This is a genomic window from Paenibacillus sp. J31R34 (assembly GCF_059383715.1).
Genome location: NZ_JBXENU010000001.1, coordinates 387,946 through 402,728 on the forward strand (window position 1 = coordinate 387,946; position 14,783 = coordinate 402,728).

General features: G+C 50.8%; 13 protein-coding genes and 1 pseudogene. 13 read left to right on the forward strand and 1 reads right to left on the reverse strand.

Annotated features, from left to right (window positions below):
• The first annotated feature begins 100 nt into the window (after nucleotides 1–100).
• From AC50YG_RS01670 to AC50YG_RS01720, 11 genes and pseudogenes are all read left to right on the forward strand, one after another.
• Nucleotides 101–1,141: a hypothetical protein gene (locus AC50YG_RS01670; RefSeq protein ID WP_473757429.1), complete on the forward strand. Its 1,041-nt coding sequence runs from the start codon at nucleotides 101–103 to the stop codon at nucleotides 1,139–1,141.
• Nucleotides 1,128–3,305: a molybdopterin oxidoreductase family protein gene (locus AC50YG_RS01675; RefSeq protein WP_494824225.1), complete on the forward strand. Its 2,178-nt coding sequence runs from the start codon at nucleotides 1,128–1,130 to the stop codon at nucleotides 3,303–3,305. The genes AC50YG_RS01670 and AC50YG_RS01675 overlap by 14 nt, the downstream gene beginning before the upstream one ends.
• A complete protein-coding gene (locus AC50YG_RS01680) occupies nucleotides 3,302–3,865 on the forward strand; it encodes a 4Fe-4S dicluster domain-containing protein (protein ID WP_341278050.1) in 564 nt (187 codons plus the stop codon). Before AC50YG_RS01675 ends, AC50YG_RS01680 begins: the two co-directional genes overlap by 4 nt.
• A 74-nt stretch (nucleotides 3,866–3,939) precedes the next feature.
• A complete protein-coding gene (locus tag AC50YG_RS01685) occupies nucleotides 3,940–4,473 on the forward strand; it encodes a Rieske 2Fe-2S domain-containing protein (RefSeq protein ID WP_341278049.1) in 534 nt (177 codons plus the stop codon).
• Nucleotides 4,463–4,648 carry a hypothetical protein gene (locus AC50YG_RS01690; RefSeq protein ID WP_494824226.1) on the forward strand — a complete coding sequence of 62 codons (186 nt, stop codon included), beginning with the start codon at nucleotides 4,463–4,465 and terminating at the stop codon, nucleotides 4,646–4,648. Before AC50YG_RS01685 ends, AC50YG_RS01690 begins: the two co-directional genes overlap by 11 nt.
• Nucleotides 4,645–5,790 (forward strand): annotated as a pseudogene (locus AC50YG_RS01695) (nitrate/nitrite transporter); the annotation flags it as partial. The gene AC50YG_RS01690 and the pseudogene AC50YG_RS01695, both read left to right, overlap by 4 nt.
• Before the next feature lie 145 nt (nucleotides 5,791–5,935).
• Complete coding sequence (locus tag AC50YG_RS01700; RefSeq protein WP_494824227.1) at nucleotides 5,936–6,289, forward strand: hypothetical protein; 354 nt, start codon at nucleotides 5,936–5,938, stop codon at nucleotides 6,287–6,289.
• Nucleotides 6,286–6,582, forward strand: coding sequence for a hypothetical protein (locus AC50YG_RS01705; protein ID WP_494824228.1), 297 nt, complete (start codon nucleotides 6,286–6,288; stop codon nucleotides 6,580–6,582). The genes AC50YG_RS01700 and AC50YG_RS01705 overlap by 4 nt, the downstream gene beginning before the upstream one ends.
• Nucleotides 6,583–6,736: 154 nt before the next feature.
• Nucleotides 6,737–7,801, forward strand: a complete 1,065-nt coding sequence (locus AC50YG_RS01710; protein WP_494824230.1) for an SPFH domain-containing protein — start codon at nucleotides 6,737–6,739, stop codon at nucleotides 7,799–7,801.
• Nucleotides 7,798–8,772, forward strand: coding sequence for a diacylglycerol kinase catalytic domain-containing protein (locus AC50YG_RS01715; protein WP_494824232.1), 975 nt, complete (start codon nucleotides 7,798–7,800; stop codon nucleotides 8,770–8,772). Before AC50YG_RS01710 ends, AC50YG_RS01715 begins: the two co-directional genes overlap by 4 nt.
• Nucleotides 8,773–8,967: 195 nt before the next feature.
• A complete protein-coding gene (locus tag AC50YG_RS01720) occupies nucleotides 8,968–10,686 on the forward strand; it encodes an ABC transporter ATP-binding protein (protein WP_494824234.1) in 1,719 nt (572 codons plus the stop codon).
• A 3-nt stretch (nucleotides 10,687–10,689) separates the two neighbouring features.
• On the opposite strand, the gene mobA is transcribed toward AC50YG_RS01720, so the two are convergent.
• Entirely contained in the window at nucleotides 10,690–11,292 is a 603-nt protein-coding gene (gene mobA, locus AC50YG_RS01725) for a molybdenum cofactor guanylyltransferase (RefSeq protein ID WP_473757423.1), read from the reverse strand.
• Between the two features lie 162 nt (nucleotides 11,293–11,454).
• Here mobA and moaA point away from each other — a divergent pair, with 162 nt between their 5' ends.
• Nucleotides 11,455–12,465, forward strand: a complete 1,011-nt coding sequence (gene moaA / locus AC50YG_RS01730) for a GTP 3',8-cyclase MoaA (RefSeq protein WP_494824237.1) — start codon at nucleotides 11,455–11,457, stop codon at nucleotides 12,463–12,465.
• Between the two features lie 433 nt (nucleotides 12,466–12,898).
• On the forward strand, nucleotides 12,899–14,761 hold the full coding sequence (locus AC50YG_RS01735) for an assimilatory sulfite reductase (NADPH) flavoprotein subunit (protein ID WP_494825254.1): 1,863 nt from the start codon (nucleotides 12,899–12,901) through the stop codon (nucleotides 14,759–14,761).
• Nucleotides 14,762–14,783: the final 22 nt, after the last annotated feature.

Here is a 14,783-nt window from a genome sequence, read left to right on the forward strand (position 1 = left end):
CAAAAAGTGACGAAGGTTTTAGTGTGATGACAATCACAGCGATACATCCGTCTGCAATGGTTTAATGGGGGCAGAAAACATCGAAGAAGGAGAATTTGCCATGGATCGAGCCTTTGCTTCCAAATTTGCGAAAATGTATTTCATGACCGTAGTAGCGCTGCTGATTCTCGTGTACGTCGGCACCCGATTTTTCACCCATATCGACCTTGCCCTTTATGGCTATATGGTGGGCACGTTCGTTTTCATCGGGGGATTTTTCTACCGATTTATTGCTTGGGCCGAGCGTCCACCAACGAAGCTGATTATGAAGAAGGGGCTTAAGCTGCTGTTTCGCAAAAGCACCCCGCAGACATCGGTTGAGCATCTGGCGACCTATCGTTTCATCTTCAAGCGCGGCGTTTACCGCTGGACACAGCACGTGCTGCTTGGCTGGGGATGTATTTTATCCTGCTGCGTTACGTTTCCGCTGGTGTTCGGTTGGATGTATTTTACGATGGGCGAAAATGGCCTGTACACCGTCGTCGCCTTCGGTATCAATGTGATGCAGGTGAAGGCGGACGGCTGGATCGCCTTTCTATTCTACAACGCGCTGAACATTACCGCCTTTATGGTTATTGCCGGGGTATGCATGGCGCTGTATCGCCGACTTAACGATATGCAGGCGAAGGCTGAACAGACATTTACCTATGATTTTTTGCCGCTGTTTTTGCTGCTCTTTATTAGCATTACGGGGCTGCTGTTGACAGTCAGCAACATTTTTCTGCATGGCTGGGGCCATCCGGTTATGTCGCTCATCCATCAATGGTCGGTTATTGTTACCCTCATTTATTTGCCTTTTGGCAAGCTTGCGCATATTCCTTTCCGTCCAATGAGCGTACTCGCCAAAAATTATCGCGAAGCTTACGGCGAGCAGCAAATGAAAGCCTGTAAAGTATGCGGCAGCAGCTTCGTATCGACGGAGCAATCCAGCGATGTCATTCAGGTGCTTGCCCAAAACGATATTTCCTTCGAGATGAAGGAAGGCTTCCATCTCGCGGAGCTTTGTCTGCCTTGCAGACGCAAATACCGGATGTCCCGCTTTACTGGCATTCCGACACATGAAATCAAGGTCAAGGAGGCCAACCAGCATGCTAAAGGATAAGTTTCAGCAAAATATTCCCAATAAGCATCATCCGAAGGAAAAGCTGGTCAAAACCCACTGCGCCTACTGCGGCATGCAGTGCGGGATGAATTTGCGGGTCGATACCGACAAAAATACGATTATCGGAGTGGAGCCAAGATACGACTGGCCCGTCACACGCGGCAAAATGTGCCCGAAAGGCGTAACCGCCTATCAGCAGACGAATCATCAGGACCGGCTGCTAAAGCCGCTCATTCGGGATGACGCTTCGAAAAAAGGCACAAAGGAAGGCTTCCGCGAAGCCAGCTGGGACGAAGCCTATGATTTAATTGCCCGCCGCTTCAAGGAGCTGCAATCCGAATATGGCAAGGACACGCTGTCCGTATTCAGCGGTGTCTCGATGACGAATGAAAAATGTTATCTGACCGGTAAATTCGCCCGAGTTGGGCTGCAAACGAGATACATCGATTACAATGGGAGATTTTGTATGGCGAGCGCAGCAGCGGGCTTCCTTCGGAGTTTTGGGATTGATCGCGGCTCAACGCTGCCGTGGACGGATATTCATCAGACGGATTGCTTGTTCATCGCAGGAAGCAATACGGCAGAATGCCATCCAACGTCGATGTTCCGCGTCTGGGAAGTGCAAAATCGCGGTGGCTATCTCATCGTCGTCGATCCAAGGGAGACACCGATTGCCCGAAGGGCGGATGTCCATCTGGATCTCAGACCGGGAACGGATTTGGCGCTTGCTAATTGCATGGTAAATCTGCTCATTCAGAACGGTCATGCGGATCATGAATATATCGCGAATTATACGAGTGGCTTTGAAGAGACGGTAGAGATTGTGAAGATTTTCACACCGGAATACACGAGTGAAATTACCGGGGTAGCTCCGGAGAAGCTGATCCGGGCAGCGGAAATTTTCGGCAAGGCGCCGAATGCGATCGTCATGTTCGCCAGAGGCATTGAGCAGCAAGTTAAAGGCGCAGACAACGTCTCGGCCTATACGAATATGGCCCTTATTACCGGAAAAATTGGACGGCCCAAATCGGGTGTAGCGACGCTTACGGGACAGGGCAACGGTCAGGGCGGACGCGAGCATGGGCAAAAGTCTGATCTGCTGCCGGGCTATCGCAAGCTGACGAATCCGAAGCATGTGCAGGAGGTATGCGAGGTGTGGGGCATTACGCCGGAGGAAATGCCGCTGCCGGGTGTATCGGCCTTTGAAATGTTCGAGCTGATGGAGCAGAAGACGATTCGCGGCTTGTATCTGCTATGCTCGAACCCGGCTGTTTCCGCGCCGCATCTCAATTATGTGCGCTCGGTATTGAAGAATTTGGACTTTATGGTTGTCGCCGACTTCTTCCTGTCGGAATCAGCCGAATTCGCCGATGTCGTGCTGCCGTCTGTTACATGGTCGGAGGATGAAGGCACGGTGACGAACTTGGAGGGCCGCATTATTAAAATCAACAAGGCACAGGAACCGCTGGGCGAATCGAAGCCGGATTGGCTCATTCATGTAGAGCTGGCAGAGCGGCTTGGACGCGGTGACTATTTCCGCCATTTGCAGACGGCAAGCCAGGTTGCAGATGAGTTTCGCCTCGCTTCCAAGGGTGGATATGCTGATTATTACGGCGCCACTTGGGACAAAATCGATCGGCAGGATGGCGTGTTCTGGCCCTGCAAGGATGAAGAGGATACGGGAACGCCTTATATGTTCGAGGATCACAAATATTTTCACCCCGATGGCCGAGCGAAAATTTGCGCATTGCCTTACCGCCCATCAGCGGAGGAGCCATGCGAGGAGTATCCGCTCCGCCTGACGACAGGGCGGGTTGTCTATCATTATTTATCGGGCAATCAGACGCGGCGGATTCCGTTTTTGCGGGATATGTGCCCAGAGCCGTATGTTGAGGTTCATCCTGAGACGGCCCAGCAGTATGGCATTGCGCATGACGAGGTTGTCAAATTGTACACTCGCCGGGGCGAATGCTTATATAAAGTGAAAGTGATTGAGGCGATCCGCAAGGATACCGTATTTGTGCCTTATCACTATGGTCATGAGCAGTCGGTCAATTTGCTGACGATTGCTGCCCTTGATCCGATGTCGCGAATGCCGGAATTTAAAGTCTGTGCCGCACAAATGACGAAGGTGCCCGCCGCCGGAAAGGAGGCAGCACGATGAAAAAGCTGCTTTACATTGAAATGGACAACTGCATCGGCTGTCGCAGCTGTCTCGCCGCTTGTACGCAATGCGGCGGACACGACGAGCGCAACCGAAACTATGTGTACGACGTCAACCCGCTGGTTGATCGCCAGACAATTCCGCTCATGTGCCTGCACTGTGTCAACCCGGCGTGCGCGAGAAGCTGCCCGGCGCAAGCGATTCAAATTACTGAGGAAGGCGCAGTGCTGTCCGCGCTTGTCGAGAAATGCATCGGCTGCCAAAACTGCACGATCGCTTGCCCTTATGGCATTCCTAAATTTGATGAAGAGCAAAATTTGATGTATAAATGTGACCTCTGCTACGACCGGACGAAGGAAGGCATCCCGCCGATGTGCGCTTCCGTCTGTCCGACCAATACGCTGCAATGGATTACAGAAGAAGAGCTGGCGGAGAAGCAGGAGCAGCACCGACTGGGCAAATGGGTTTCCAGCCACCAGCCGTTCGAGCCGCTTGAAGGCGAGACGAATGTAAAGATCAGCCTTCCCGGCATTTTGCAGGGTGTCCAAAAGCTATTTTAAACGATAGGGTTTTACCGGCTTTGGCATTATGATGCGGCTTGGAACGTTAGCTAGTAGAAGGAGGTTCGGATGCAATGGACAATGAAGCAGGAAAAAATAATAAAGTGCCATTTGAAGAGGATAATTACACGCATAACATTCACAAAAATAATGAACGCCAGCTGGACCGCAGGGGCTTTCTGAAAACGATGGTTGGCGCAGCCGGCGTGTTCGCCGTGTCCACGCTGCCTTGGGGCGGCCTTGCTGCGAAGGAACTGATGGGTTTTGGAAAAAGCAGCCATCCGAAGAAGAAAATCGCCGATGTGCGGGCGCTCAAAGTAGGAGAGGCTGTGGAATTCCACTACCCCGGCGACCATGAGTCAGCATTGCTCATTCGGCTAGGCGACAATCAGTATAAGGCTTACCAAAATGCCTGTACCCACTTGAAATGCCCGGTATTTTGGAGCCGCGAGGAGGATCAGCTCGTCTGCCCTTGTCATCATGGCTTTTTCGATCCGCAATCGGGCAAGCCGACAGCAGGGCCGCCACGGAGAGCGCTGCCTGAGATTTTGCTTGAGTTGGATGGCGGAGCGATTTATGCGACAGGGGTGAAGCGGTATGAAACGTAACTACAGAGGGGTGTTGCTGCTGTGCGCGGTGCTTTTTTTGAATATCGTCTGTACGCAGTACGTCGTTAATCATTATTTTCATGAAAAATATGAGCTTGTTCTCGTTTTTGCCTTGCTGAATGTACTACTTTTCCCGCTGGCCCTATGGATTTATAAAAAGGAGGTTCGCAGATGAACGGAAATAAAACGCAGTTATCGATTCAGACGGGAAGCCTAATTCTTGGGTTTATGGTTTGGGTTATTCTTTCATCGCTTATTCCGTTTATTAAGGAGGATATCCAGCTGACGTCAGGCCAGCTTGCCTGGGTGACGGCGATTCCGGTGCTGTTCGGCTCAGTGCTTCGGATACCGGTCGGCTATTGGACAAATCGCTATGGCGCGCGCAAGCTGTTTGGGTTTAGCTTTCTCCTTTTACTTGCCCCCGTCTATTGGGTCAGCCTTGCAGACAGCTTTATCGATTTGATTATCGGCGGGATTTTCCTTGGCATCGGGGGCGCAGTGTTTTCGGTTGGCGTCACTTCTCTGCCGAAATATTACCCGAAGGAACGGCATGGCTTTGTGAACGGCATTTATGGCATCGGAAATTTGGGTACGGCGATTACAGCATTTACCGCTCCCGTAGCGGCTAACTATTTGGGTTGGAGCAAAACAGTTCTGCTGTATCTGGTGCTGCTCGCCATATTCATCTTGATTAATTTTATGCTGGGAGATCGCAATGAGCCGAAGGTGATGGCTTCTTTGTCGGAGCAGATCAAAGGGGTATACCGTAATGAAAAGCTGTGGGCGCTTTGTTTGTTTTATTTTATTACGTTCGGCTCTTTCGTCGCTTTCACGGTCTATTTGCCAAACTTCCTCGTCTCGCATTTTGAGCTGAGCAAGGTGGATGCGGGGCTGCGCACAGCTGGCTTCATCGTACTTGCGACCATCATGCGGCCTGTTGGCGGCTGGTTAGGAGACCGTTTCAATCCATTTATGATTTTGATGTTCGTGTTTGGCGGACTTACGCTGTCAGCGGTCGTGCTGTCTTTCGCGCCATCCATCGGCATGTATACGGTGGGCTGTCTGATTATTGCGTTTTGCGCGGGTACTGGCAACGGGACGATTTTCAAGCTGGTGCCGCTGTACTTCACCAAGCAGGCGGGCATTGCGAATGGTCTAATATCCGCTATGGGCGGGCTTGGCGGATTTTTCCCGCCACTGCTGCTGTCCGTGCTGTACAACTGGACCGGCCATTACGCCATCGGCTTCATGGCACTGTCAGAGGTTGCGCTGGCGAGTCTAATCCTCGTCATTTGGCTGTACTATCAAGAGAAGCTTGGTCATGCTGAGCGCCTGATTCAGCAAAACGCTCAAAATGCTCAAAACGACCACAGCACAAGAAATAGACTGCCGGGGGATATGGTCAAATCTTAAAGGTTATAGGTCAGGCTCCATTTGATAGATGCACAGGGAGGGATTGACGATGAAATCGGAATTTATGCTGGATTTATGCTTTATCCGCAAGCAGGAGCTGGGAAGCTCATTTACTAAATCAATTGAAGGGCTGCTCCAGCAGCTGTTCGCCAAGAAATCCTCCTGGTTTCTGGAAGAGAAGCAGGAGGGGGAGCTTGAGGTCGTCAATGCGGCGGTGAAAGGCTACAGTGACTGGGAGAAGGATGAGGAGGTGCTGTTGTTTATTGAGGAGCAGGCACCTCCGGAATTTTGGGAGTGGATTCAGGGTTATAGGCTGGAGCTGGATTTGAAGCGTCCCGAGGAATGTAGGCACTGCGGCGAGAAAGCGGGCAGTCCAAATGCGGGGGAAGGTGCAGCCTCATGATGGAGATGCAGCGCTTGGTGGATGAGCTGATGCCGTATGCGGGCAGCCGCATTAAGGTGTGGATGGAGGACCGTTCAGGGGAAAAGCAAACTTTGCCGAAGCCATATACGCTGTTTAAGGTAGAGGCGGCAAGTGACGGAACGCAGCTGTTGTTTTATTTTAACAAAGAGCAGTTTCTGTCGGTTCCAGTGTTTGATGAGAAGCATACGCTGCTGGAGCAGACGCCGACCGGACCGCGCTTTGTCTCGCATGATGAGCAGTCGCAGCTGCATTATTGGGTGTATTTTTTATAGGTGAGTATAGCCTTCGCTATAAAGCTCCAACGTCGCTGGGTTCGTGACGGCGGGGCTTGTTTTTATAATGTCGGTTTGACAGTATGGATTTTATCAATTATCATTTAGATATTATCAAATCGACAATATTAAAAACGGAAGCGGGGAACGAGCCATGTTTGGATTCGAATTCGTTAAGTTTCAACCGAGCGATTATATTATTCAGGTGAAGAACGGGAAGGTTGTGAAAGAGGGCGTTGGTCTGTCCTTCTATTATTATGAGCGGGCGTCCTCGGTGGTCGTCATTCCGATTTCCTCAATCGATGTGCCGTTTATGTTTGAAGAGATTACTCGCGATTACCAGACGGTAACGGTGCAGGGTCAGCTGACCTACCGGATTGTGGACTACCGCAAAATGATGGAAATTATGAATTATACGTACAATATAAAGAAAAAAGCCTATATTTCCGACGATCCGCTTAAGCTGTCCCAGCGTATGATTCAACTTGCCAAGGTGCTGACGAAGAAACAGCTTGCGCAGCTGCCGCTTAAGGAAGCGATCCAATCGAGCGAACGGCTGGCGAAAATGATTAGACAGGACATCAGCCAGCATGAGGAGCTGGCGAAGCTGGGCATCGAGCTGATGGGCTTATCTATTTTGGCGGTGCTGCCGAACAAAGAGACGATGCGGGCACTTGAAGCGCAGTCGCGCGAGCAAATGCTTCAGGATGCGGATGAGGCGCTGTACGTGCGGCGAAATTCCTCCATAGAGCAGGAGCGACGCGTGAAGGAAAATGAGCTGAACACGGATATTGCGGTTGAGCTGAAGAAGAGGCAAATTCGCGAAGCGCAGCTTGATGCGGAGCGCTCGGTGCGCCAGAAGCAAAACGAGCTTAAAGAGGTGCAGCTGCAATTTGATACGCAGCTTGAGGAGAAGAAGCAAGCAATAATTGAGCTGGCTGCTGCTAACAAGCGGTCTGAGGCGGATGCCAAGGCGTATGAGCTCGCCGCTGTGATGAAGTCGCTGCATGACACCCAGCCGTATGTGCTGCATGCGATGACGAATATGGGCATGGATTCGAATAAGCTCATTGCGATTGCATTCCAGGAAATGGCGGAAAAAGCGGAGCGAATTGGGCAGCTGAATATTTCGCCGGATCTGCTGCAAAGCCTGATACCCGGAGCTGGCAATGGGTCGGGCTCGGGCAAGACGGAAGCCAGAGGAGGGACAGGACGATGAGCCGGGCATCGGGTGCAGATGCAAAGTTTATCGTCGTAAAGCGGAAGACGAGGCTGGAGGAACTGCTCGTTCGCTACAATACGGTGCAGCAGGCGAAGTTTTACATTGAGCGGCTTGGCGCTGACTTTGGCGACTATTGGCTGGAAAATGACGTGTATCAAAATGCTGTATCAATGACGGTAAGCGAGCTTGAGCAGCAGGGCAGAGTTCAAGTGCTGGATCGCGAGCATGTGCCAAGCTTCCTATTCGGCGACCACGATATCGTCGTCGTAATTGGCCCAGATGGGCTAGTCGCGGGTACGTTAAAATATTTGGACCGCCAGCCGCTCATTGGCGTCAATCCGGAGCCGCAGCGCTGGGAAGGCGTGCTGCTGCCCTTCACGGTTGGCGATTTGCACCTGCTTATTCCCGAGGTGCTGCGCGGCAAGCGCCGGGTTCAGCCTGTTACGCTGGCAATGGCGCAGCTCAACAATGGCCAGTGCCTATACGGCGTTAACGATTTGTTTATCGGCCGCAAAACCCATGTATCGGCACGGTATGAAATTAAGCTCGAGCAGCATGCTGAGCAGCACTCCTCCAGCGGCATCATTGTGTCGACCGGCCTCGGCGCAAGCGGCTGGCTGCGCAGCGTGCTTGCCGGGGCAGCGGGCATTGTAAGCAGCGCGACACACCAGCCGCTGACGCTCACACCGGAAAATTTAGGCGTGCCTGAGGAACAGGCAAAACGGTGGCTGGACTGGTCGGCGGACTCGCTTTATTTTACAGTGAGAGAGCCATTTCCAAGCCGGACGACCGCAGCTTCGATAGTGTTCGGGCAGATCAACGGGCAGCGCAAGCTGCGAATCACGTCGCAAATGCCGGAAGACGGTGTTATTTTCAGCGACGGGGTAGAGAGTGATTTCCTTACTTTCCATTCAGGGCTTGAGGCAACGATTGGACCCGCTGATCGACAGGGACATCTCGTTATTTAAGCAAAGTTTAGAACAAGAACAAGCACAAGAATAAGAACAGGGCGCAGGGCGCGATCATTTTGGAAATCTATAGGGAGATTCGCACGCCAGTCCGCAGCAATCATGCTATAATTGGGGCATGGGTTGATGGGGATGATTCGGATTAGCAGGAATACGCTTGTGAACCTAATCTAGAGATGAGAGAGTGATTTTGAAATGCTGCGTCGATTTTTTTCGTATTATCGTCCCTATAAGGGGCTGTTCTTTCTTGATTTCGGCTGCGCCATTCTTGCCGGATTGCTGGAGCTGGCCTTCCCGCTTGCGGTCAGTCAATTTATTAACGATTTGCTTCCCAGCCAGAATTGGACGCTGATCGTTGCTGCCTGTGCGGGGCTGCTTGCCGTTTATGCGCTCAATACGGCGCTGAATTATGTCGTAACCTACTGGGGGCATATGCTAGGCATTAACATTGAAACGGATATGCGGCGCAAAATGTTCGACCATATCCAAAAGCTCAGCTTCCGCTTCTTCGACAATCACAAGACGGGGCATTTGATCGGCCGCATTACGAATGACCTGAATGATATTGGCGAAGTAGCGCATCACGGACCAGAGGATGTATTTATTGCGGTTATGACGCTTATCGGCTCCTTCTCGCTGATGGCCTACATTAACCTCGAGCTTGCACTTATAACCTTCATCATTATTCCGGTTATGGCTTGGCTGATTATCGTCTTCGGCGGCAAAATGAGCAAAACGTACCGTCGGTTGTTCGGTGATGTCGGCAACTTTAACGCCCGTATTGAAGACAATGTCGGCGGCATTCGCGTCGTTCAATCGTTTGCGAACGAAGAGCATGAGAAAAAGCTGTTTTCCGTAGACAACCAAAATTTCCGCCTGACGAAGCTGCTCGCTTACAAAACGATGGCGAAAAGCATTTCCGTCAGCTATATGATGATGCGTCTCGTTACGATTTTTGTCATGATTTGCGGCGCTTACTTCTTTATTCAGGGCAAGCTGGATATGGGTGAATTTATGGCGTTCATTTTGCTTTCGAACATTTTCTTCCGCCCGATTGAGAAAATCAACGCGGTTATCGAAAGCTATCCAAAAGGCATCGCCGGCTTCAGACGTTACACGGAAATCATTGATACAGAACCTGACATTGAAGATCGGCCAAATGCGACAGAGCTCAAAAAAGTCGTCGGTAATGTCCATTTTCATGACGTGAGCTTTGGTTATGAAACGAACAATATGATTTTGCAGAAAATCAATTTGGATATTAATGCTGGAGAGACTGTGGCATTCGTCGGGCCGTCTGGCGCAGGGAAAACGACGATTTGCAGCCTATTGCCAAGGTTTTATGATGTGCTTGCGGGCAGTATTACGGTAGACGGCAAAGATATTCGGGACATTAAGCTGGAATCGCTGCGCAAAAATATTGGAATCGTGCAGCAGGATGTGTTCCTGTTCTCGGGCTCCATTCGCGAAAATATTGCTTATGGAAACTTGAAGGCAACAGAGGACGAAATTTGGGAGGCAGCGCGCCGGGCATCGCTTGAAGATTTGATCAGAAAAATGCCTGAAGGGCTGGATACGATTATTGGAGAGCGCGGCGTCAAGCTTTCGGGTGGACAGAAGCAGCGCCTGTCGATTGCTCGAATGTTTTTGAAAAATCCGCCGATTCTCATCCTCGATGAAGCGACCTCGGCACTGGATACGGAGACGGAAGTCGCGATTCAAAAATCGCTGTCCGACCTGTCCGTAGGCAGAACGACGCTAGTCATTGCCCACCGCCTGACGACGATCAAAAATGCGGATCGCATCATTGTCGTCGACGAGAGCGGCATAGCTGAGCAAGGAAGGCACCAAGAGCTGGTTGCGGCAGGAGGCATTTACAGCAAGCTGCATCAAGCCCAATACAGCACGGTCTAGCCATTACGGCGAAAGGCCGTTTACGCTAGATAGAATGGCCTGATAATCCTCCGGCGTATTCATATTAATGAATTGCTTGGCAATCGCCGGATTGTCAGGCTTGTAAGGAATGATGGACAGCTGGGGGAGTACATCCATGACCTTCAGATTTCGGCTATACAGCGCGGCGGCCCATTTGCCCAGCGTTCGTCCATGGAAGATGGCAAACAAAGGATGGCTTCGCTCCTCGATGATCGGGATGACAGCATCTTTGGCTGGATGGCTGCCAAGCAGCGCCAGCATTTCAATAAAAGGCGCAGCGGTGAGCAGTGGATAGTCACAGGCCGCGACAACGTAAACCGTGTCCGGTTCCTGATCGCTCATTCCGGCATGCAGTCCGGCAATCGGGCCAAGACTTGGAAAGATATCAGGCTTAATTGTAATAGAGGGAGCAAGGAAGGGATATAATTCAGGCTCATTAGTAATGATAGAAATGCGGTCTGTTAGAACACTTAGCTGCTCGGTTATGATTTGAATAACAGGCTTGCCATTAATAAGGAGCAATTCTTTACGCTGCTGCATGCGGCGGCTTTCTCCTCCGGCAAGCACAATAGCTTCCAGGTTCATCCTCGTTCACCTTGCTTTCCATAATTCGTTGATGTCAGGAACATTGACAAATACTTGACCTCTATTCATAATGTAAGGAACTTGTTCGCTATTTACCATAGTGTAAAGTATGAGGCTATCATTTAACAACATTCTCTTTTTGCATAACCTGAGGTGAGGAGCTTGGAGCATTCAATAAAGGATCAATTGAACCGTGGTCTGCGGGACCTGCGTTTATCTGTTACCGACCGTTGTAATTTCCGCTGCCGTTATTGTATGCCAGCCGAAATTTTCGGTAAGGACTATCCGTTTTTGCCTGAGGACAAAGTGCTCAGCTTTGATGAGATAGAACGGCTCGTAACGATTTTTGTATCATTGGGCGTCAAGAAGCTTAGAATTACCGGCGGAGAGCCGCTGCTTAGAAAAGATTTGCCAACGCTGATCAAGCGCTTGAATGCAATCCCGGGCGTTGAGGATATTGCACTCACGACCAATGGGGTTCTGCTGCCCAAATCGGCTGCTGCACTTGCGGAAGCTGGAATGCGGCGGGTAACGGTCAGTCTGGATTCGCTGAATGACGAGCGGTTCCGGCTAATGAACGGAAACCGCAGCGGTGTACAGGCCGTGCTGGATGGCATTGAAGCGGCTTCTGCGGCAGGCATGCCAGTCAAAGTCAATATGGTTGTCCAGAAGGGCACCAATGATCAGGATATATGGCCGATGGCAGCTTATTTTCGCGAAAAGGGACATATTCTTCGGTTCATTGAATATATGGATGTGGGGAATTCAAATGGCTGGAAGTGGGATCACGTTTTTTCAAGCAAGCAGATTTTGCAGCTTCTGGAAGAGCACCTGCCGCTTGAGCCGGTGGAAGCCCATTATGTAGGCGAGGTTGCTTCACGCTATCGCTACCTGGATGGATCGGGGGAAATCGGTTTTATTTCCTCCGTCAGCGACGCTTTTTGCAGCACCTGTACACGGGCACGCATATCAGCTGAAGGTAAGCTGTACACCTGCCTGTTTGCCTCGAAGGGCTATAATTTAATGGAGCTGCTGCGCGGTGACGGAACGGATGAGTCGATTCGCGAATCCATCGCCCGCATTTGGACGAATCGCGATGATCGTTATTCGGAGGAACGGGCTACCCGTACCCAATCGCCAGCAAAAATCGAAATGTCTCATATCGGCGGCTAATTTCATAAGGAGTGACCGGCTAAGGCCATCCCACCACGCTTCTGCGAGAAGCGTGGTTTTTTGTGAAAAAAACATCATAATCGTCTATCACTTTTTCTAATGGAAATCATCATAATTCTTAATTTATAAGGCTAAATTAGGGTGAAATACCCCCATTTCACTCGGATTTAGCCACATTTTGCTCCTGAATCGACTTTTTGGGAAAAATTAGGTTGTAATGTGCGCATTGCCCGATTGCACTTAATATGTTAGTTTGAATATTAATGAGGGACTAAAGTGTGTAAGCGCAGTTTACAAGGTGAAACGGCCGAAAGCCGTCCTTTGGCGGCGCAGCGCGTTTCAGTCTGAGAAATATAGAGAAAGGATGAGAAAATCCTATCCTTTCCTATATTTTAAAACAGTATGATTTCATGTTTATGAGAGGTGGATTTTGTTGCAACTTCAGGTGACGAACAGTCCTTTTAATCAGGAGCAGGTTGAGCTTCTTAACCGCCTTCTGCCAACTTTGACGGAATCGCAGCATATATGGTTATGCGGATATTTGTCCGCAGTTCAGAGCACAGCAGCTTTTGCCCCTATTAGTGCAGAGCCGCAATTAAGCGCAGCACTTGCTGTAGAAGGGGAAGCGCTGTCAGCACCCGCTCAGCCAGCAGGCTCGCGCGAAGTGACGATTTTATTTGGATCACAGACAGGCAACAGCCAGCGGCTGTCTGGCAAGCTTGCAAGCAAGCTTGAGGCAAACGGCTTCCAGGTTACATTGGCCGCAATGAACAAATTCAAGCCTAATGGCTTGAAGAAGGTTGAAAATTTATTGATTATTGCAAGTACTCATGGAGAAGGCGAACCGCCGGATAATGCAATCTCCTTCCATGAGTTCCTATATAGCAAAAGAGCGCCGCAGCTGGATGAATTGTATTTCTCCGTTCTGTCGCTCGGTGATACTTCGTATGAATTTTTCTGCCAGACAGGTAAAGATTTTGACGTTCGTCTTGAGGAACTGGGTGGCAAGCGCCTGACCCCGCGTATCGATTGCGACTTGGATTATGATGAGCCGGCAGCAGAGTGGTTCAATCAAGTTTCGGCAGCGCTAAACGAGCGTTTGAATGGATCGGCTTCTGCACAGCCAGCAGCTGTATCCACAACCGCTTCGGTTAGCTCGACTGAATCCGAATATTCGCGTACAAATCCGTTTCATGCGGAAGTGCTTGCGAACATTAATTTGAACGGTCGCGGTTCAGACCGCGAGACGCGCCATCTGGAGCTGTCGCTTGACGGATCGAGCCTGCAATATGAGCCGGGCGATTGTCTAGGTCTTTTTCCAGAAAATCATCCGAAGCTTGTAGACGAGCTGATTCAGGCTTTGGGCTGGAGCGCGGATGAGAAGGTTCCATTTAACAAAAAAGGCCAAGAAGGCTCGCTGCGCGAAGCGCTTCTGAAGCATTATGAAATTACAGTATTGACGAAGCCGCTGCTGGAGCAGGCTGCGAAGCTTTCGGCCAATAGCGGGCTTCAAGAGCTTGCAGCGCCCGGCAAGGAGAAAGAGCTTAAGGATTACATCAACGGTCGCGATTTGCTTGATTTGGTGCAGGATTTTGCACCATGGAACTGGTCGCCTGCTGCATTTGTCGGTATTTTGCGCAAGCTGCCAGCACGTCTTTATTCCATTGCGAGCAGTTTCCAGGCCAACCCGGACGAGGTGCATCTGACGATTCGCGCCGTGCGTTATGAAGCAAATGGCCGCGAGCGTTACGGCGTATGCTCGATTCATACGGCAGAGCGTCTGGAGCCAGGCGATACCGTACCGATTTATATTCAGAACAACCCGAATTTCAAGCTGCCGGCAAGCGCCGAAACCCCGGTTATCATGATCGGTCCAGGCACAGGAGTAGCACCTTTCCGGGCATTCATGGAGGAGCGCGAGGAAACGGGAGCGGAAGGGAAATCTTGGTTATTTTATGGCGACCGCCATTTCGTAACGGACTTCCTGTATCAAACGGACTGGCAGCGCATGCTGAAGGACGGCGTTCTGACGAAGCTGGACGTTGCGTTCTCACGCGACTCGGAAGAGAAGGTGTATGTACAACACCGTATTCTGGAGCAAGGCAAGGAGCTGTATGAATGGCTGCAAGCCGGCGCCCATGTATATGTGTGCGGCGACGAAAAGCATATGGCACATGATGTGCATTCCGCACTCATTACGGTCATTGAGCAGGAAGGCGGCATTAGCCGCGAGAAAGCAGAGGCTTATCTCGCCGACATGCAGCAGCAGCAGCGCTACCAGCGCGATGTGTACTAAACCGACTTAAAGCGAGTGCGAG